Source organism: Rhodococcus sp. AH-ZY2 (assembly GCF_030916465.1).
Classification (GTDB): domain Bacteria; phylum Actinomycetota; class Actinomycetes; order Mycobacteriales; family Mycobacteriaceae; genus Rhodococcus; species Rhodococcus ruber.
Genome location: NZ_CP126458.1, coordinates 1663665 through 1683471, shown reverse-complemented (window position 1 = coordinate 1683471; position 19807 = coordinate 1663665). Strand labels below are relative to the sequence as shown.

General features: G+C 71.5%; 17 protein-coding genes. 9 read left to right on the top strand and 8 right to left on the bottom strand.

Going from position 1 to position 19807, the window contains the following annotated elements; all coding sequences use genetic code 11:
- Positions 1-223 precede the first annotated feature (223 nt).
- From ftsY to QNA09_RS08845, 6 genes are read right to left on the bottom strand one after another with little or no spacing between them, the layout of a single operon-like run.
- On the bottom strand, positions 224-1831 hold the full coding sequence (gene ftsY, locus QNA09_RS08870; RefSeq protein ID WP_017680545.1) for a signal recognition particle-docking protein FtsY: 1608 nt from the start codon (positions 1829-1831) through the stop codon (positions 224-226).
- Complete coding sequence (gene smc / locus QNA09_RS08865; protein WP_308072425.1) at positions 1828-5463, bottom strand: chromosome segregation protein SMC; 3636 nt, start codon at positions 5461-5463, stop codon at positions 1828-1830. The genes ftsY and smc overlap by 4 nt, the downstream gene beginning before the upstream one ends.
- 25 nt (positions 5464-5488) lie before the next feature.
- Positions 5489-5776, bottom strand: a complete 288-nt coding sequence (locus QNA09_RS08860) for an acylphosphatase (RefSeq protein WP_003939033.1) — start codon at positions 5774-5776, stop codon at positions 5489-5491.
- Entirely contained in the window at positions 5776-6702 is a 927-nt protein-coding gene (locus tag QNA09_RS08855) for an SMP-30/gluconolactonase/LRE family protein (RefSeq protein ID WP_010592768.1), read from the bottom strand. The genes QNA09_RS08860 and QNA09_RS08855 overlap by 1 nt, the downstream gene beginning before the upstream one ends.
- 26 nt (positions 6703-6728) lie before the next feature.
- A complete protein-coding gene (locus tag QNA09_RS08850) occupies positions 6729-7166 on the bottom strand; it encodes an OsmC family protein (RefSeq protein WP_017680542.1) in 438 nt (145 codons plus the stop codon).
- A gap of 19 nt (positions 7167-7185) precedes the next feature.
- A complete protein-coding gene (locus tag QNA09_RS08845; protein ID WP_017680541.1) occupies positions 7186-8133 on the bottom strand; it encodes a LysR substrate-binding domain-containing protein in 948 nt (315 codons plus the stop codon).
- 114 nt (positions 8134-8247) lie between these two features.
- Between QNA09_RS08845 and pcaH the strand changes: the two genes are divergently transcribed.
- The 9 genes from pcaH (at position 8248) to QNA09_RS08800 (ending at position 16489) form a co-directional block, all read left to right on the top strand.
- Positions 8248-9000 (top strand): protocatechuate 3,4-dioxygenase subunit beta, encoded by a 753-nt coding sequence (gene pcaH, locus QNA09_RS08840; protein WP_017680540.1) that lies wholly within the window; start codon positions 8248-8250, stop codon positions 8998-9000.
- Positions 8997-9677, top strand: coding sequence for a protocatechuate 3,4-dioxygenase subunit alpha (gene pcaG, locus QNA09_RS08835; protein ID WP_102030775.1), 681 nt, complete (start codon positions 8997-8999; stop codon positions 9675-9677). The genes pcaH and pcaG overlap by 4 nt, the downstream gene beginning before the upstream one ends.
- 147 nt (positions 9678-9824) lie before the next feature.
- Positions 9825-11021 (top strand): sodium:proton antiporter, encoded by a 1197-nt coding sequence (locus QNA09_RS08830; protein WP_017680538.1) that lies wholly within the window; start codon positions 9825-9827, stop codon positions 11019-11021.
- Positions 11022-11097: 76 nt separating this feature from the next.
- A complete protein-coding gene (locus tag QNA09_RS08825) occupies positions 11098-11802 on the top strand; it encodes a TetR/AcrR family transcriptional regulator (protein ID WP_017680537.1) in 705 nt (234 codons plus the stop codon).
- A gap of 31 nt (positions 11803-11833) precedes the next feature.
- Positions 11834-12748: an ABC transporter ATP-binding protein gene (locus QNA09_RS08820; RefSeq protein WP_010592776.1), complete on the top strand. Its 915-nt coding sequence runs from the start codon at positions 11834-11836 to the stop codon at positions 12746-12748.
- Complete coding sequence (locus tag QNA09_RS08815) at positions 12745-14346, top strand: ABC transporter permease (protein ID WP_099527962.1); 1602 nt, start codon at positions 12745-12747, stop codon at positions 14344-14346. Before QNA09_RS08820 ends, QNA09_RS08815 begins: the two co-directional genes overlap by 4 nt.
- Before the next feature lie 57 nt (positions 14347-14403).
- The gene (locus QNA09_RS08810; protein ID WP_017680535.1) at positions 14404-14982 is read left to right on the top strand and encodes a TetR/AcrR family transcriptional regulator; all 579 of its coding nucleotides are present in this window, start codon (positions 14404-14406) and stop codon (positions 14980-14982) included.
- Entirely contained in the window at positions 14979-15713 is a 735-nt protein-coding gene (locus QNA09_RS08805) for an ABC transporter ATP-binding protein (RefSeq protein WP_017680534.1), read from the top strand. Before QNA09_RS08810 ends, QNA09_RS08805 begins: the two co-directional genes overlap by 4 nt.
- Positions 15710-16489, top strand: coding sequence for an ABC transporter permease (locus tag QNA09_RS08800; RefSeq protein WP_010592780.1), 780 nt, complete (start codon positions 15710-15712; stop codon positions 16487-16489). The genes QNA09_RS08805 and QNA09_RS08800 overlap by 4 nt, the downstream gene beginning before the upstream one ends.
- 83 nt (positions 16490-16572) lie before the next feature.
- On the opposite strand, the gene QNA09_RS08795 is transcribed toward QNA09_RS08800, so the two are convergent.
- Complete coding sequence (locus tag QNA09_RS08795) at positions 16573-16719, bottom strand: hypothetical protein (protein ID WP_017680532.1); 147 nt, start codon at positions 16717-16719, stop codon at positions 16573-16575.
- 26 nt (positions 16720-16745) lie between these two features.
- A complete protein-coding gene (locus tag QNA09_RS08790; RefSeq protein ID WP_308072423.1) occupies positions 16746-19748 on the bottom strand; it encodes a UPF0182 family protein in 3003 nt (1000 codons plus the stop codon).
- Positions 19749-19807 lie beyond the last annotated feature (59 nt).

Below are 19807 nucleotides of genomic sequence, written 5' to 3'. Positions count from 1 at the left end.
CGGGACCGGGTGGCCAGCGCGGCGAGCTCCCGCAGGAGCCTCTCGTCGCTGCTTCCCCGTCGCCACCCGCTCCCGCGGGATCCGTCCGGCACCTGTTTCTACCGAACCCGAGTGGCAGATGGGAACCGAGTGACGATTTGTTATCTTTCCGTGACAAAAACCGGCCACCCGGTCGGAGGCCGGGTGGCCGGGGTCGGTCGCGAGGCGGCGGGGTGCCGGGGCGTCAGCCCAGCAGGGCGTCGACGAATGCCCCCGGCTCGAACGGCGCGAGATCGTCCGCGCCCTCCCCGAGTCCGACGAGCTTCACCGGGACCCCGAGTTCGTGCTGGACCTGGAACACGATTCCGCCCTTGGCGGTGCCGTCGAGCTTGGTCAACACCACGCCGGTGATGTCGACGACCTCGGCGAACACGCGCGCCTGCATCAGGCCGTTCTGCCCGATCGTCGCGTCGAGCACCAACAGCACCTCGTCGACCGCGGCCTTCTTCTCCACGACCCTCTTGACCTTGCCGAGCTCGTCCATCAGACCGGTCTTGGTGTGCAGGCGGCCGGCGGTGTCGACGAGCACGGCGTCCACGCCCTGCTCGGTACCCCGGGCGACGGCGTCGAAGGCGATCGCGGCCGGGTCGGCCCCCTCCTTGCCGCGCACGACCTCGGCCCCGACCCGCTCGGCCCACGTCTGCAACTGGTCGGCGGCCGCCGCCCGGAAGGTGTCGGCGGCGCCCAGCAGGACGCGGCGGCCGTCGGCGACGAGGACCCGGGCGAGCTTGCCGGTGGTGGTGGTCTTCCCGGTGCCGTTGACCCCGACGACCAGCAGCACCGCCGGGTGATCCTGGTGCGGCAGGGCCCGGATCGACCGGTCCAGCTCCGGGTGCAGCGCCTCGACCAGCACGTCCCGCAGGACGGCCCGGGCCTCGGCCTCGGTGCGCACGCTGCGGGCGGCCATCTGCACGCGCAGCCGCTCGACGATCTGCGTCGTGGTCGCGGCGCCGAGGTCGGCGATCAGCAGGGTGTCCTCGATCTCCTCCCACGAGTCCTCGTCGAGGTCGCCACCGCCGAGCAGACCGAGCAGGCTCTTGCCCACGGCCGACTGCGACCGCGCGAGCCGGCCACGCAGCCGGTCCAGCCGGCCCTCGGTCGGGGCGATCTCCTCGATCGGCGGCACCTGCGGGACCGGCGCAACCTCGGGCTCGACGGCCGGTGGCGCGATGACCTCGGGTTCGGCGGCGGGAGCCGGCGGGGCTTCCTCCACCGGCGGGGCCTCCTCCACCGGCGGGGCCTCCTCCACCGGCGGGGCCTCCTCCACCGGCGCGGCTTCCTCCACCGGTGCGGTCTCCTCGACCGGCGGGACGACCTCGGACGGTGCCGGCGCCGTCTGCGGCTCGACGCCGGGGACGGGCTCGACCCGGGGTGCCGGTTCGACGGTGGGGGCGGCGCCGGCTTCCGGAGCCTGCTCGGGTTCGACCGTCGGTGCCGGAGCCTCCGAGACCTCCGCCGGCAGTGGCACGACCTTCGGTTCCGGGAGCACCGTGGATTCCGGAGCGACCGGCGGTTTGGGGGACGCCGGCGGTTCCGGGATCACCGGAGGTGTGGGGGCCGGCCGCTCGACCGGCTGCGGTGGCGCCGTCGCGGTCGCACCCTGACTGAAGCTGAATCCGCCCGCAGCCTTGTAGCCGCCGGATCGGTCCTTCTGCTCGGTGCTTTCGAGCTGCGGTGTCTGCTGCGCTGTCAGCGACACCTGCCGCCTCCGGTACAGCGTCAAGCCGACGACGAGCGCGACGAGGAGGACGGCAAGCGCCGCCGCGATGGCTATCCAGGCTCCGGTACTCACGCCCCCATACTGTCAGGCGCGGCGGCGGCGTTCAGCTCTGGGCGAGAAAGATCCTGACCGCGCATCCGCTGGGAGATGACACGGGTGATGCCGTCACCGCGCATGCTGACTCCGTACAGGGCGTCGGCGATCTCCATCGTCGGCTTCTGGTGGGTGATGACGATGAGCTGGGACTTTTCCCGCAGCTGCTCGAACAACCCGATCAGCCGGCGCAGGTTCGTGTCGTCGAGGGCGGCCTCCACCTCGTCCATCACGTAGAACGGCGACGGCCGGGCCCGGAAGATCGCCACGAGCATCGCCACCGCGGTCAGCGACTTCTCGCCTCCGGAGAGCAGCGACAGCCGCTTGACCTTCTTGCCCGGCGGCCGGGCCTCGACCTCGATGCCGGTGGTGAGCATGTCCGACGGATCCGTCAGCACGAGGCGGCCCTCGCCGCCGGGGAAGAGCTTGGCGAACACCTGCTCGAACTCGCGCTCGACGTCCGCATAGGCCTCGGTGAACACCTGCAGGATGCGGGCGTCGACGTCGGCGACCACGCCGAGCAGGTCCTTGCGGGCGTTCTTGACGTCCTCGAGCTGCGTGGCGAGAAAGTTGTACCGCTCCTCGAGGGCGGCGAACTCCTCGAGCGCCAACGGGTTGACCTTTCCCAGGGTCGCCAGGTCCTTCTCCGCGCGCTTGGCGCGCCGCTCCTGGGTGGCACGGTCGTACGGCTGCGGCTGCGGCGCGACGACCTGCTCGCCGCGCTCGCGCGCCTGCTCGAACTCGGCGATCTCGAGTTCGCTGGGCGGCAGCGGCACGTCGGGGCCGTACTCGGCGACCAGGTCGTCGGGTGCTATGGCGAACTGCTCGACGACGGCCTGCTCGAGCTGCTCGATCCGCAGCGCCGCCTGCGCGCGGGCGACCTCGTCCCGGTGTACCGCGTCGGTGAGCTGGGCGCGCTGCGCGCCGAGGTCGCGTACCCGTTCCTTGACCCGGTCGAGTTGTTCGGCGCGCTCGGCGCGCTGACGGGTCAGCTCGTCGCGGTGGGCCGATGCGGCGGCGATCACCTCGTCCAGGTGGGCGGCGACCCGGGCTCCGGACTCGGCCACGGCCGCGGCGACGGTCGCGGCCTGCCTGCGGGCCCGCTGCGCCCGCTCGGCGCGGGCCCGCGCCTCCCGTTCGGCCCGGGCGGCACGGCGCAGCGAGTCCGCCTTGCCGCGCAGCGCCTGGGCGCGTTCCTCCGCGGTGCGGGCCGCAAGCCTCGCCTCCATCTCCACCGCCCGGACCTCGGCGAGGGCGGCCGCGGCGACCTCCCGGTCGAGGGCCGTCGCGTCCGTGCCGGGGTCGGCGCCGTCGTCGCCCTGCTCCTGCTCGGCCAGCCGCAGCCGCTCCTCGAGCTCGACGACCTCCCGGCGGGCCGTGTCCCGTTCCGTCTCGGCGCGGGTGCGCTGCGCGGCGAGCCGCTCGGACTCGGCGTGGGCGGCGCGCGCGGCCTGCCCGAGCCGGCCCAGTTGCTCGTACACCGCGGACATCGCGGCGTCGGATTCGTTGAGGGCCGCGAGGGTCTGTTCGGCCACCTCGGCACGTGCCGCCTGCTCGGCCAGGGCCCCGGCGAGGGCCGCCGAGAGTTCCTCGGAGCGCCGCACCGCGCGGTCGAGGTCGGTGCGGGACGCGTCGATCGCGGCCTGCACCTCGAGCGTGCTCGGCGCGCGCCCGGAGCCGCCGACGACCCAGCCGGAGCCCGCGAGATCACCGCTGCGGGTCACGGCCCGCAGGTCGGGACGCACGTGGCACAGTTCGATCGCGGAGGGCAGGTCGTCCACGACGACGGTGCGCGCGAGCAACGCGTCGAGTCCGCCGCGCAGTTCCGGCGGGCAGTCGATCACGCCCCGCACCCAGCGTGCCCCGGCCGGCAGGCTCGCCGGCTCGGACGGTGCGGTGGTGCCGCCGGCGACGAACGCGACCCGGCCCTGGTCGGCGTCCACCAGCGCGGCGACGGCCGCGGCGGCCGCCGGGACGGAGTCCGCGGCGAGCGCATCGGCGGCCGGGCCCATCGCCGCTGCGACGGCGACCTCGTATCCGGCCTCGACGCGGACGCGTTCCGCGAGCGGCCCCGCCAGTCCGAGATCGGGACGGTGCTCGAGGAGCCAGGCGGCGCCGTCCTTGCGTTCGAGGCCCATCGACAGCGCCTCGATGCGCGCCCCGAGGGAGGCGACCTCCTTGCCCGCCGCGCGCTCGGCGTCCTGCAGTTCCTGCACGCGCGCGTCGGCGCGCCGCAGGGCCTCGAGGGCGCGTTCGTGCTGGGCGTCGGCGTCGATCTCGCCGGCGTCGAGGTCGTCGATGCGGGCCTGGGCCGTCTCGAACTCGGCCTGGGCGGCGACACCCCGCAGCCGGGCCTCCTCGATGGCGACGGTCAGCCGGGTGACCTCCGCGTCGATGGACTCGGCGCGCGTGCGCACGGTCTCGACCTGTCCGGCCAGGCGCGCGAGTCCCTCCCGCCGGTCGGCGACGGCCCGCACCGCGGCCAGGTGCGCCCGCTCGGCGGCCGCGGCGGCCTCCTCCTGGGCGGCGAGTTGCTCCTTCGCGGCTTCGAGGGTGCCGTGGGCGATCTCGACCGCCTCGAGCAGGTCGGCCTCCTCTTCGGCGATCCGGTCGGCGCGGGCCTCCATCTCGTCCGGGTCCTGGCCGTCGCGGGCCGCCGGGGCGGTGTCGAGGTGGCGGGCGCGTTCCTGGGCGATGCGCACGGTGGCACCGAGGCGTTCGGCGAGCGCGGACAGGCGGAACCAGGTCTGCGACGCGGCCTCGGCGCCGGGGGTGAGCCGAGCGACCGCCTCCTCGTGGCGTGCGAGTTCGGCGTTGGCGTCGTCCAGCTCCGCAGCGACGTGGTCGAGTCGTTCGCGCAGGACGCGTTCCTGCTCGTCCTGATCGGCGAATTCGGCGCGCCGGGTGACGAGGTCGTCGGCGGCGAGCCGCAGGCGGGCGTCGCGCAGGTCGGCCTGGATGGTCTGGGCGCGGCGCGCCACCTCGGCCTGACGGCCGAGCGGTTTGAGCTGGCGGCGCAGCTCGGCGGTGAGGTCGGTCAGGCGCGCCAGGTTGGCCTGCATCGCGTCGAGCTTGCGGACCGCCTTCTCCTTGCGCTTGCGGTGTTTGAGGACACCGGCAGCCTCCTCGATGAAGGCACGGCGGTCCTCCGGCCGGGACTCGAGGATGGCGGAGAGGCGGCCCTGACCGACGATGACGTGCATCTCCCGGCCGATGCCGGAGTCGGACAACAGTTCCTGCACGTCCATCAACCGGCACGAGGTCCCGTTGATCTCGTATTCCCCCGCGCCGTCGCGGAACATCCGCCGGGTGATGGACACCTCGGAGTACTCGATGGGCAGCGCGCCGTCGGAGTTGTCGATGGTGAGGGTGACCTCGGCCCGGCCCAGGGGCTGCCGGCCGGCGGTGCCGGCGAAGATGACGTCCTGCATCTTGCCGCCGCGCAGCGCCTTGGCGCCCTGCTCGCCCATCACCCAGGTGAGGGCGTCGACGACGTTGGACTTGCCGGAACCGTTCGGCCCTACGACACACGTGATGCCCGGTTCGAACCGCAGAGTCGTCGCGGACGCGAAAGACTTGAAGCCCTTGAGCGTCAGACCCTTCAAATACATGTGCGAGAACCTTACCGGCGGGCCGTCACCGCTCGACGAAGCCGGTCAGGTCGCCGCGCGCCGGCTCCCAGCTCTCCACCACCAGCCGCACCGTGCCCGGTGTCTCGCCCGAGCGCAGCGCGGCGAGCAGGCGTTCGAGGGCGTCGCGGGGGCCCTCGGCGATGACGAGCACGCGTCCGTCGGGGTGGTTGGTGGCGTGACCGACGACGCCGAGTTCGAGGGCGCGCGAGCGGGTCCACCAGCGGAATCCCACACCTTGGACGTACCCGTGCACCCAGGCGGTGAGCCGGACCGCATCCGGCGACGACTGCATCACGACGGCTCCCCGGCATCGCGGACCGGACGCACGGCGTGGACGGAGCCGTCGAATCCGGTGGTGTAGAGGACGTCCGGGTCCCAGCCGGGACCGTCGCCGAACGCGACGGCGGAGACGAAGGGGACCCCGGTGGCGATCGTGCAGCCGGCGCCGGTCACCGGGTCGACGCGCAGGATCCTGCCGGCGACGTTGAGCGGGACGTACAGCGCACCGTCGGGCCCCACGTCGAGGTCGTCGGCGGTTTCGAGGGGGCCGGGACCGGACGGGTCCAGAGTCCGGGCCGGGCCGTCGAGATCGTCGGCGTCGAGCGCATGAATCCGGGTGGTCGGATCGAATGTTGTTGCTGCATACACGGTTTTGCCTTCGATCGCGAGTCCGTTGACGGAACCGAGGTCGGTGCGGAGCGTCTCCGGAGCGCGGCCGTCGACCGGGACGCGGGTCAGGCCCGGGGGGCTGCCCAGATTCCGACTGACGAGGAAGTCTCCGCCGGGGAGGCGGACGAGGCCGTTGGGCATCGTGAGGCCCGCCGCGACGGTGCGGCGCGCCCCGGTGTCGAGGTCGACGGCCTCCAGGGTGCCGTCGGTGCGGCCGAGCAGCCCGGAGACGGTGCCGTTGCCCGTCGTGAAGAACGCGGTGCCCTCGTCGACGACGATGCCGCCGGGCGCCGGGACCTCGGCCACCACGGTGTCGGCCCGCCCGTCGGGGGTGAGGGTCAGCAGCGACCCGCCGCCCGCCGGGGTGGACGCCGAGGCCAGCAGTCCGCCCCGACCGTCGAAGGCGAGGTTCTCGAGGATGCCGAGCCCGGACGCGACGACGTCCACCCGCCACGGCGTGCAGCTCGTCGGGGCGGACGCGGCCGCCGCCGGCGCTCCGCCCGCGAGGAGCCCGACGGCGAGCGCGAGTCCGGCCGCTTTGCGATCCATCCGCCCTCCCTGCCGATATCCGCCGCTCACGCGTCCCGAACGATGTTCAACGTCACCTTGGTGCCGGCCTCGAGGGTACGGCCGACGGTGCACACCTTGTCGACGGATCGCTCCACGAGCGCGACAAGACGCCGTTGCGCCTCCTCGTCCAGCTCGCTGAGGTCCAGCACCATCTCCTCGACGAGGTGCGGGTACACCTCGTTCTCCCGGTCCGCAGCGCCGGAGACCCGGATCGTGGCGTCGTAGTCGTCGCCGAGCCGGCGCGAGAGCGGGAAGTCCGAGCTCATCCCCGAGCAGGCCGCCAGCGCGATCTTCAGCAGCTCGCCGGGGGTGAAGACGCCGTCGACGGTCTCCGATCCGATCAGCACCTCGGCACCGCGGGAGCTGCGACCGGTGTAGCGGCGGGTGCCGGTGCGCTCGACCCACAGCTCGGTCGTCGGGGTGTCGGAAGTCTGTTCAGCCATGCGGGAGATCCTGCCATGATCACCCGACGGCCAGTTCGCGCAGGATCGCGACGAGCTCCTCGGCGGCGACGGGCGTGTCGGCGCTGGTGCGGCGCAGCAGCCCGACGGGTTCGGCGGTGCCGGGCGTGGGCACCGGCAGCCGCACGAGCGTGCCGTCGTCCAAATCGCCCTGCGGGACCCGCTCGGGGGTCAGCCACACGGCGTCGCCGGTGCGCACCAGCCCGCGCGCGACCGAGACATCGAGGGTCTCGATGATGCCGGACGGCAGCCGCAGCCCGTGCCGGGCGAGGAAGCCCTCGGTGTGGTGCCGCGGCACCGTGCCGGCGGTGGCGACGACGAGAGGATGATCCAGCACCGCCGGCACCGACACCGGACCCTCGGCCAGCGGATGATCCGGGCGCACGACCAGGGCCAGCGACTCGGCGTACAGAAGTTCGAACGAGAGCCCCCGCATGGTCTCCGGGTCGGCCGTCCGGCCGAGGACGAAGTCGAGTTCGCCCGCGCGCACCGCGCCGAGGAGGGCGGTGTTCGGGCCCGTGCGGATCTGTACGCCGACGTGTGGGCGCCGGTCCCGAAACCGGGTGATCGCGCCGGGCAGCAGGGTGCTCGCGACGGTGGGCAGGGCGCCGACCCGCACCGGGGCAACGGCCGGTTGTCCCGTTCCGGCCAGCACGCCTGCGGCGGATGCCAGCGCATCCGTGACCTCGACGGCACGACTCAGGAATTCCTCCCCGGCCCGCGTGAGCCGGGCGCCGTGCCGTCCCCGGTCCACGAGGCGCGCGCCGGAGAGCGCTTCGAGCTCGTTGAGGGTCTTGGTGACCGCCGGCTGGCTCAGGTGCAGCCGGGCGGCAGCCCGGCCGAGGTTGCCCTCCTGGGCGACGGCGACGAAACACGTCAGGTGACGTAACCGGATGCGATCGAGAAGCCGCGATGCCCGGTCACCCGGTGGGACGCCCTCACTTTGCATCACTGAAAGTTATGCAAGATCGCCGAAATCGTCAATTTACATGACTCTTACTCACCCATAGCGTGATGCACATCCCGTCCGTCGCAGTGCGACAGTTCCCAGGAGTACCGCCTCATGATCATCGCCGCCCCCGGCGCCGCGTCCGGCGAGTTCGTCGAACGCGACCACACCCAGCACCCGCCCGCGCTGACCCCCGGATACCGCACATCGGTGTTGCGTTCCCCACGCAATGCACTGATCGCACCGCGCCCCACGCTCTCGGAAACGACCGGGCCGGTGTTCGACCCGCGCGAGCTCGGCGAGAAGGACAACGACCTCATCCTCAACTTCGCCAAGGACGGCCTGCCGATCGGTGAGCGCCTGATCGTGCACGGCTACGTACGCGACGAGTTCGGCAACCCGGTGAAGGGCGCCCTGGTCGAGGCCTGGCAGGCCAACGCCGGCGGCCGCTACCGCCACAAAAAGGACCGCTACCTCGCGCCGATCGACCCGAATTTCGGCGGTTGCGGCCGCATGATCACCGACGAGAACGGCTACTACTTCTTCCGCACCATCAAGCCCGGGCCGTACCCGTGGGCCAACAGCACCAACGCCTGGCGGCCCGCGCACATCCACTTCTCGATCAACGGCACCGGCTGGGCACAGCGCCTGATCACCCAGATGTACTTCGAGGGCGACCCGCTCATCGAGCGCTGCCCCATCGCGAAGACCGTTCCGACGCTGGACCAGCTGCGCAGCCTGATCGCACAGGAGGATCCCGCCAACAACGCTCCCTTCGACGCGCGTACCTACCGCTTCGACCTCACCCTGCGCGGCCGCCGCGCCACCTTCTTCGACAACATCACCCTTCCCGGAGCCCCCCGATGAGCCTTTCCCCGCACAGCATGATCGCGCGCCGCCCGGAGACCCCCTCGCAGACCGGCGGCCCGTACGTCCACATCGGGCTCGCGCCGCAGCAGGCCGGGTTCGACATCTTCGACCACAACTTCGGCAACGTCCTCACCACGCCGGAGACGAAGGGCGAGCACATCACCCTCGAGGGCCGCGTGTTCGACGGCACCGGCACCCCCGTGCGCGACGTGCTGATCGAGATCTGGCAGGCCAACGCCGCCGGCAGGTACGCCCACCCCGGCGATTCCCAGGACGGCCACACCCAGGGCGGCCGTACCCAGGCTCGGGAGATCGATCCGACCTTCCGCGGCTGGGGCCGCACGGGCGGCGACTTCGACACCGGCGTCTACACCTTCGAGACGATCAAGCCGGGGCCGGTGCCGGCGAACGACGGCGGGACCCAGGCCCCGCACATCCTTATGGTGCTGTTCGCCCGGGGCATCAACCTCGGCCTGCACACCCGGGTCTACTTCGACGACGAGGCCGACGCCAACGCCGCCGACCCCGTCCTGACCGGGATCGAGTGGGAGACCCGCCGCGACACGCTGATCGCGACACGCTCCGAACGCGACGGCAAGGTGATCTACACCTTCGACGTGTACCTGCAGGACACCCCGGCGGGCGGCCACGAGACCGTGTTCTTCGACATCTGAGCGGGATCCACGGGCGAGGGCGCGCGTTTCGGGGAGTGGCCGCGTGGGCATCCTTGCGCCGACCACATCGCAGCGAACGAAGGCCCGGCACTGGACACCGCGATCATCTACGTCTCCGCCGGGCTCGCGCTGCTCTTCGCCGTCACCGTGCCTCGGCTCTTCCACAACCGCGCGATCTCGGCACCCATGATCGTGCTGGTGGCCGGCGCGTTGCTCGGGCTGCTGTTCGACAATGTCGAAGCCGTCACCCCCGGCTGGCACCCGGCCGTGGCGGAGTACCTCAGCGAGGTCTGCGTGATCGTCGCGCTCATGGGAGTCGGCCTCGCGATCGACCGCCCGCTCGGGTGGCGGTCGTGGAAGTCCACCCGGCGGCTGCTGCTGGTCGCGATGCCCCTCGGCATCGTGGCCGTCGCGGTGCTGGGCTGGTGGGCCGCGGCGCTGACTCCCGCGGCCGCCGTGCTGCTCGGGGCCGCCCTCGCCCCGACCGATCCCGTCCTCGCGTCCGACGTGCAGGTCGAGGGGCCCACGTCCGGGGAGGGTTCCCACCGCGAGGACGACGAGGTGCGGTTCGCGCTCACGTCCGAGGCCGGCCTCAACGATGCGCTGGCGTTCCCCTTCGTCTACCTCGCCCTCTTCCTGTTCACGAAGGGCCCGATCGAGGACTGGATCGTGTCCTGGGTCCTGTGGGAGCTACTCGGCAAGATCGTCCTGGGCGCCGTGGTGGGCGCGCTGGCGGGCCATCTCGTCGGGCGGGCGGTGTTCCACTTCCCCGTCGCACACGTGCGGCTGGCCGACCGGGGTGAACCGATTGTCGCGCTCGCGGCCACCTTCGCGGTGTACGGAATCGCCGAACTGGTCGGCGGCTACGGCTTCCTCGCCGTCTTCGTGTGTGCGGTCGCCATGCGGCGCATCGAACGCGCACACGAGTACCACGCGGAGATGCACAGCCTCGTCGAGCAGCTCGAGCACGTCCTCACGCTTGCGGTCCTGCTCCTGCTGGGGGCCGGCCTCACCACCGGCCTGCTCGCCGAGTTGTCTTGGGGTTCGGTTCTCGTCGGGGCCGCCCTGGTCCTGGTGATCCGGCCCGTGGTCGGCTGGCTCTCGCTCCTGGGCTGTGACGAGATGGACGTCCGCGAACGCCGCGTCACGGCCTTCTTCGGCGTGCGCGGCATCGGCTCCGTCTACTACCTCGCGTACGCCGCGGCGGAGCTCGACATCGCGCAGGAGCAGGAGCTGTGGGCCGCCGTCGCCTTCACCGTCGTCTTCTCCGTTCTCGTGCACGGAGTGAGCGCGACGAGGGTGATGCGCATGCTCGACGACGCGCGCGCGCAGGGCCCGCCGTAGGCGCTCCTCGTCCTCGACAGGCGGGTTAAGCGCTCCCCTCTTGTCAGCGACTGAACACGCGTTTAACATACTGATCATGAGTTCAACGCCGGGTCGGCTCTCGGCGGCCGAGCGCCGGGATCTCACGTCCGCCGCGCGCATCCGGGAGGCCGCAATCCTCCGTTTCGCCCGCGACGGGTTCGGCGCGTCCCTGCGGACCATCGCCGCGGACGCGGGCGTGAGCGGGGCGTTGATCGTGCACCACTTCGGATCCAAGAAGGATCTGCGACGGGCGTGCGACGCGTGGGTCCTGGAACAGATCCGCGACTCCAAGCGGACGACGCTCGCGGACGGCGACTCCGGCCCGTGGCCGGCCCAACTCGGCCGGGCCGAGCGGTACGCTCCGCTCGCCGTCTACGTCGCCCGTACCTTTCAGGCCGGCGGCGAGAGCGCGGCCGAGTTCTTCGACCACTTGGTCGACGACGCGGTCGACTACCTCGCCGAGGGCGAACGCAGCGGCCTGATCCGGCCGTCCCGGGACAACCGCGCCCGGGCCCGCCTGCTCACCGCCATGAACGTGGGGTCGATGCTGCTGCAGATGACCCTGCACCCGGATCTCCTGCGGGGCGGGGACTTCACCGGGTTCTTCCGGCACCTGACCGAGACCGTCACCGCCCCGGCCCTCGAACTGTATTCCGAGGGCCTGCTCACCAGCCGCAAGCTGCTCGACGACTACCTGATGTACGTCCCGGACCCACCGGCGGGCGCCGGGGGCGGCGAATCCGCCGCTCCCCCTTCCTGATCCGGAACCCGCCTACCCTCAGGACACAGTCATGAACACGATCGTCGAGGTCCACGACCTCACCAAGACGTTCGGCGCCACGACCGCGCTGGACGGTCTCAGCTTTCAGGTCGGCCGCGGTGAGGTGGCCGGCTTCCTCGGCCCCAACGGTGCCGGCAAGTCCACGACCATCCGGATTCTGCTGGGGCTCCTGCGCGCCGACGGCGGCTCCGCAACCGTGCTCGGGTTCGATCCGTGGCGCGATGCCGTCGAGTTGCACCGGCACCTCGCGTACGTCCCGGGCGAGGTGAACCTGTGGCCGTCGCTCACCGGCGGCGAGGCCATCGACTTCCTGTGCCGACTGCGGGGAGGGGCCGACCGCGCACGTCGCACCGAGCTGGTCGAACGCTTCGAACTCGACCCTCGCAAGAAGTGCCGCGCCTATTCCAAGGGCAACCGCCAGAAGGTGGCGCTGATCTCGGCACTCGCCTCGGACGTGGATCTCCTCGTCCTCGACGAGCCGACGTCCGGCCTCGACCCGTTGATGGAGCGGGTGTTCCAGGACTGTGTTGCCGAAGCGACCCAGCGCGGGTCGTCGGTGTTGCTGTCGAGTCACATCCTCGCCGAGGTGGAAAAGCTCTGCGACACCGTGACGATCATCCGGGACGGACGGACCGTGGAATCCGGGTCGCTGGCCCAGCTGCGGCATCTCACCCGGTCGACGATCACGGTCCGCACCGACCTCGACGCGTCCGGACTGGCGCAGGTCGAAGGCGTACACGAGCTGCGAAACGAGCACGGGCACACCGTGTTCGAGGTCGACAACGGTCACCTCGAGGAGGTGGTCCGCCGGCTCGCGGAGTACGGCGTCCGCAGCCTCGAGAGCGCACCGCCGTCGCTCGAGGAGCTGTTCCTGCGCCACTACGGCAGCGATCGACAGGTCGCCGGCGTGGGCGGCGGACGATGAACGCCTTCGCCGGGACCGCCTTCCTGGTCCGCTTCGACCTGCGCCGGGACCGGATCCGGCTGCCGCTGTGGGTGATCGGCATCTCGGCCCTGGCGGCGTACTTCGTCGCGGCCCTGCGGCTGGCGTACCCGGACACCGAGGACCTCCGCAGCGTGGCCGGTTTCGCCGACAATCCAGCGGGGGTGATGATGTCGGGTCCCGGCTACGGCATGGACGACCCCACGCTCGAGGCATTCGTGGCGAACCAGTACGGGCTGTACCTGCTGGTCGCCGCCGGGTTCATGAATATCCTCCTCGTCGTCCGGCACACCCGGGGCGAGGAGGAGAACGGTCGCACCGAACTCGTCCTGGCGGGTCAGGTGGGCCGGCGCGCCCCGCTGACCGCGGCCCTGGTCACCGCGCTCGTCGCGAACGCCGCCCTCGTCGTGGCCGGCGGCGCGGCAATGACGGCGGCCGGGGTGGACGCCGGCGGGGCGGTGCTGTTCGCCGCCGGGTTCGCGGCGCTGGGGCTGTTCTTCGCCGCACTCACCGCCCTGGTGTGCCAGGTGTGCGAACACGCGCGCACTGCCACAGGACTGGCTGCAGCGGCACTGGGAACGGCCTTCGTCGTGCGGGGCGTCGGCGACGTCCTGGAGCGGCACGGCAGCGCGGTGTCCTGGCTGTCCCCCATCGCCTGGTCTCAGCAGACGCGAGCATTCGTCGATCCGCGATGGGGACCGCTGGCCTTGTCGTTCGGGTTCGCGGCGGTCGCCGCAGCGGCCGCGTACCGGGTCGTGGACCGTCGCGACCTCGGCGCCGGACTGGTGCCCCCGCGGCCGGGCCGCGACGAGGCGGCACCGGCGCTGGCGACCCCGTTCGCGCTGGCGCTACGGTTACAGCGCCGCAGCATCGCCGGGTGGGGCACGGGCCTGGCACTGACGGGATTGTTCTACGGCTCCCTGACCGGCTCGATCGCCGAGAGCTTCGCGAACCTGCCCGAGGACATTCTTGTGCTCATGGGTGGTTCGACCGCGAATCTCGTCGACGGCTTCCTGGGCCTGACCGGGTACACGATGGCCTTCCTCGCCTCCTGCTTCGCGATCCTGTCCGTCCGTCGCTTGCGGAGCGAGGAGCAGTCGGGCCAAATCGAGCCCGTCTTGGCGACCGCGACGGGCCGGGCCGGATGGATGGCAGCGGGGCTGTCCGTGACCGCCCTGGGCGTGGTGGCGCTCCTCGCACTCGCCGGCCTGGGGACCGGGCTGGGGGCTGCGGCGTCCACCGGCGAGCCGATCCGGGTGGCCGCGTCGGTATGGGCGCTTCTCGGCTACGTTCCCGCCGTGCTCGGTGTCGCGGCGATCGCAGCGGCGCTGTTCGGTCTCGTCCCTCGCGCCTTCGATCTGGTCTGGGTGCTGGTCGTCTACGGCTACCTGGTGGGCAGTTTCGGACCGATCCTGGATCTGCCCGGCAGCGCCGGCGCTCTCTCCCCGCTGAACCATGTACGGCAGATGCCGCTCGAACCGTTCGCCGCGGGTTCCTTCGTCGCACTCGTCGTTCTTGCCGCGCTCGTCACGGCGGCCGGGCTGGCCGCGTTCCGGCGGCGCGACCTCCGGAGCGCATGACCCACCCGCGGCGGACTCTCCTTGCCCCTCCGTAATGTTAGTAGCTAACATTATGGGGTGTCCAAGTCCGCGCGAACCCGTCAGCGCATCCAGGCGACGGCGGTGCACCTGTTCACCGAGGACGGCTACGACGCCGTCACCGTGGACCGGATCGCCTCCGCCGCCGGGGTGTCGCACATGACGTTCTTCCGGCACTTTCCGTCCAAGGATGCGGTCCTGCTCGACGACCCCTACGATCCGGTCATCGCGGAGGCCGTGGCCGCGCAACCGGCGGACCGGAGCCCGCTGGAACGGGCGTGCCGGGGGATCCTCGAGGCCTGGGCGCAGATTCCCGAGAGCGACCTCGGGGACGTGCGCACCCGCCTGAGAATCGTCGCGACGCATCCCCGGCTGCGCGCGCGGATGTGGGAGAACACGCTGCGCACCCAGGAGGCCGTCGCCGCCGCGCTCGCCGAACCGGGCACCCGACGACTCGAAGCCGCCGTCGCCGCCGGGGCCTGCATGGGCGCCCTCATGGCGGCGCTGACGGACTGGGCAGAGACCGGCGACGGGACGCTCGGCAACCGCATCGCGTCGGCCCTGCGCCAGCTCGTACCGCAGGCCCATCCCTCGCGGCAGTCGCGGGAGACGTCATGACGACGGTCGGCGACGTCGTGCTCGAGTGCCGCGACGTGTGCACACGCTACGGCTCCACGACGGTGCTCGAGAACGTCTCCACCGAGGTGCGTGCGGGCGAGGTGCACGCCTTCGTGGGCCTCAACGGGGCGGGCAAGACGACCCTGATGCGCCTGTTCCTCGGCATGATCGAGCCCGACGACGGAATCGTGCGCGTCCGGGGCCTGGCACCGGCGTCGATGCCGGCTCGGCACTGGACGGGGGTCGGGCACCTCGTCGAAACACCGCTTCTCTACCCCGAACTCACCGTCGTGCAGAACCTGCGCATCGCGGGGCGTCTCGCCGGCCTGTCCGCGGCGGGCGCCACCGCCGCGGCCGACCGGTGGATCGAGGAACTCGTCCTGGCCCGGTGGGCGCGGACCGGTGCCCGGAAACTGTCCCTCGGCAACCGGCAGCGACTGGGGCTGGCCGCGGCACTGATCGCGGACCCGGATGTGCTGATCCTGGACGAGCCGACCAATGCGCTGGATCCGGCCGGGATCATGCTGTTGCGCACGCTGCTGCAGCGCAGCCGGGAGCGTGGCACGGCGACGCTGGTGTCGAGTCACCACCTCGACGAGGTCGCCCGCGTGGCCGACCGCATCACAGTCGTGAACGAGGGGCGCACCGTCGGCGCCCTCGACCCTCGCGGCATCGATCTCGAGCGGCAGTTCTTCGACCTGGTGTACCGCGACAGCGAGGCGCGCCGATGACCACGTCCGAGCAGGTCCGGGCCGCACTGGCGGTGGAATGGGCCAAGTTCCGGCGGGCGCGTCCCGTGTGGGTCACCACCGTCCTCCTCACGACGGGGGTGGTGGCCATGTGCGTGCTGACCCTGCGATCCGTGCACGGCGCCGACGCCACGATGGCGGGCAAGGCGCAGGCGATCGTCGAGGACGGCGGCCGTGCGGGGCTGTTCGCCGCAGCCGATACCATCGTCTCGGTGGGCGGGCTTCTCGGGTTCGGTGTGGTCGTCGGCTGGGTCTTCGGCCGCGAGTTCACCGACGGGGCGATCAGCGGGCTGTGGGCCGCCCCGGTCTCCCGCCCGGCCGTCGCTGCAGCGAAACTGCTGATCCTGCTGACCTGGTCCGTCGCCGTCAGCGTCGCGACGGGCGCCGCGCTTGCGGTCGCGGGAACGTTCGTCGACGACGATCCCCTCGACCCCGGGACGGCTGCGCTCGTCGGCCGATTCCTCGCCGTAGCCCTGCTCACCGCGGGGCTCGCCGTTCCCTGCGCCTGGGTCGCCACCGTGGCACGGGGATACCTGCCCGCGATCGGGACGATCATCGCCGTGGTGATCGCCGCCCAGATGGCGGTCATGACGGGAGCCGGCGGCTGGTTCCCGTTCTCCGCTCCGGGTCTGTGGGCGGCGGGACCGCAGGCCGGTTCCGTGACCGCTCCGCAGCTCGCGCTGGCCCTCACCGTTCCGGTCGTCTCGGCGGGCCTGACCCTGTGGTCGTGGCGTCGGCTCAGCCTCGTGCACCAGTGACTTCAGGCGGGACCGAGGCTCCCTCGATCCGGGCCTGATGCCCGGAGTGCCGGGAAATCCGGTCGGCGATCGGTGCTCGCATTTCACGACCAGGGAGGCACCATGGGCCGTGCCGCGGTGGACGTGCCGCCCGGGACGACGTCCCGCCGTCCGAGATCGTGGTCGTCGACACCGATCCGTTGATGCGCGAGGTCGCCGCCCACGGCAGCCACGATTGCGAGCGGCTCCACGACACCGGCATCGGCCGCGGTGAACCTCAGTTGGGGCTTCCCCCGGCCGCCAGGAAGTTGTCGACGGCGCGTTGGAGCCGGTCGAGCGCGGCGCCGTACGACGTGAAGTCGCCCGTGCGCTGAGCCTCGCGCAGATCCGCCAGGGCGCTGTTCAGTTCGACGACGGCGGCGGTCAGCTGCTCCGGGGTCGGCTCCGCGGCCGGCGGGGGCGCGGTGGTCGGCGGCACCGCGGCGCCGTCCTCGGGCGGCGGCGCGGTCGCAGGATCCGGCGAGGTCGCGGCGTCTCCTCCGGGCGCGGTCGCCACCCGGCCCGTTCCCGCCCCGAAGACCTGGTCGAGGGCCTCGGCGAGGGTGGGCGCGTACCCGACACGGACGCCGCCGGCGCTGGGTTCGCGATAGCTGACCAGCACCCGCGACAACTGCGGGAACGTCGAACCGTCGGCGGTGCTCGTGAGACGTTCGGTGAACAGGGGCTCGACGTAGAGCACCCCGCCTTCCGCTATCGGCAGCGTCAGCAGATTGCCGTAGTGGATCCGGTTTGACCGCTCGAGCAGGGTGCGTTCGGAGGCCACCCGGGTGTCGGAGATCATCGAGTTCTGGGTCTGCTGCGGACCCTGGGTCTGCGTGTCGGTCGGCAGCTGCAGCACCTCCATCCGGCCGTAGTTGTCCGGGTCGGAGTCCACCGAGATGTAGGCGGAGAGGAATTCTCGGTTGAACCCCACCATCGCGCTGGCCAGACGGAAGGACGGTTCCGCGCTCTCGCGGTCACCGACCAGCACGTAGTACGGCGGCTGAGACCCCACGGCCTCGGAGGTGGGGTCGCTGGGAACGGACCAGAACGCACTGTTGGTGAAGAATTCCCGTGGGTCGTCGACGTGGTACTTCGCGAGCCGGTCCCGTTGGAGACCGAAGAGGTCCTCCGGGTAACGGAAGTGGGAGCGCAGTTCCGGGCTGATCGATTCCGGCGGTTGCACGGCGTCGGGGAAGGCGCCCATCCACGCCGCGAGGACCGGGTCGTTCGTGTCCACCTGGTAGAGGGTGACGGTACCATCGTAGGCGTCCACCGTGGCCTTGACCGAGTTCCTGATGTAGGAGACGGCCTCACCCGGCAACAGCCGGCCGGTCTCGGTGACGCCGGCGCCGGGCAGCGCGCCGGCCTGGGAGTACGGGTAGTGCGCGAGGGTGGTGTAGCCGTCGACGATCCAGACGATCCGGCCGGCCACGACCGCCGGGTACGGGTTGCCGTCGGTGCGCAGCCACGGCGCGACCCGCTCCACGCGGGTTTTCGGATCACGATCGAAGATGATCTTCGAATCCGCCCCGATGGCGCCGGAGAACAGGATGTTGCGCTCGCCGTAGCGCACCGCGAAGGCCAGCCGGTTGATCCAGCTCCCGATCGGCACTCCCCCGCTTCCGGTGTAGGTGTACTGGGAGGTGTCCGTGTCGTACTCGCGCGGCGCCGCACCGGCGGGCCCGCCGACGATCGCGTAGTCCGGGTCCGACGCCGCGATCAGCTCACCGAAGTAGATGCGCGGTTGCTCGACCGGGATCAGTTGCCGGCCGGAGGCCTGGGAAGCGATGTCGCTGACGGTGTAGATGGGGTAACCGCTGTCGCTTCCGCTGCCGGCCGCGGCCGCGTCCCGGACGGCGGCGTTGACCCGGTTCGCCGGCGCCGCCACGAATCCGTTGCCGTGGGTGTAGACGGTGTGCCGGTTGATCCACTGGGTCTGGTTGCCGCTCAGACTGTCCGGGGAGAGTTCCCGGGCGGCGACGATGTAGTCACCGACCTTCCCGTCGATGGTGTACCGGTCGATGTCCAGCTGCGGAGTGAACCCGTAGAAGTTCTTCAGCTGCTGTTGCTGGGTGAAGGTCCTGGAGAGCACGTTCGGGTCCAGCAGCCGGGCATTGGCGATCGTGGTGACGTCGGCCGGGATCTCCCGCGGCGGCCGGGTTCCGACCCCGGGATAGTCGAGGTACTCGACGCGATCGGCCTCGATCTCGTTCGCCTGCCTGGTCGCGGCGATGTTGCGCTCGATGTACGGGCTCTCGCGATCGGCCGCATTCGGGCGCACCGAGAACTGCTCCGTGAGCGCCGGGAAGACACCGCCGACGACGATCGACGACAGGACCAGGAGCGCGGTCGCCATCAACGGCACCCGCAGGTCGTCCAGCAGTATCGAGGCGAAGAACGCCGCCGCGCAGAGCACGGCGATCGCCACCAGGATCAGGCGCGCCGGCAGGACCGCGTTGATGTCGGTGAACCCGGCCCCGGTGAACGTCGGTTCCTTCCGGCCGCTCCACAACAACTCGTACCGGTCGAACCAGTACGCGACCGCCTTGAGCGCGACGAAGCTCCCGGCGAGAACCGCGATCTGGATCCGGGCCGCGCGCGTCGTCGCGCCGGTGGTACCGCGTCGGGTCTCGGAGCCGGTCGTGAAGGGCACCCGGAGTCCACCGAAGAGGTAGTGGGTAGCCGCGCAGAGCACGAGTGCCAGGAACAGCGCGACGAACGCCCACGTCAGCAGGAGCCGGTAGAAGGGCAGGTCGAAGACGTAGAACCCGATATCGTGCCCGAACTCGGCGTCGGAGCTACCGAATGCTCCGCCGTGGAGGAAGAGCTGCACTCTGGCCCACTGGCTCTGTGCGCTCAGGCCGAAGAACAGTCCCAGCAGCAGCGGAATGCCGATCGCGTACAGCTTCGGGCGCCGCAGCACCATGATCCGGTATCGCTCGATCGGATCGTCCGGACCGGTGGCGAACAGGGGGCGCGATCGGTACGCCCACACCGTCGCTCCGAAGAGCAGCCCCGTCACCACCAGCGTCACCACGGCGAACAGCACCAGCCGGGTCACGAGGACGGTGCCCCACACGTCTCGGTAGCCGACTTCCCCGAACCAGAGCCAGTCCGTGTACACCGCCACCAGCCGAGGTCCCACGACGAGCAGAGCGAAGAGGACCAGAAACGCGACGAGCGCCCGATACGCCCGGCGGGGTAGCACACGCGCGGGTTCGGAGGGATGCACGTCCACCTCCGATCACCCGCGTACACCGCGGTGGCCGGGGCGGCGCGGGATCGGGTGCCGCCGCG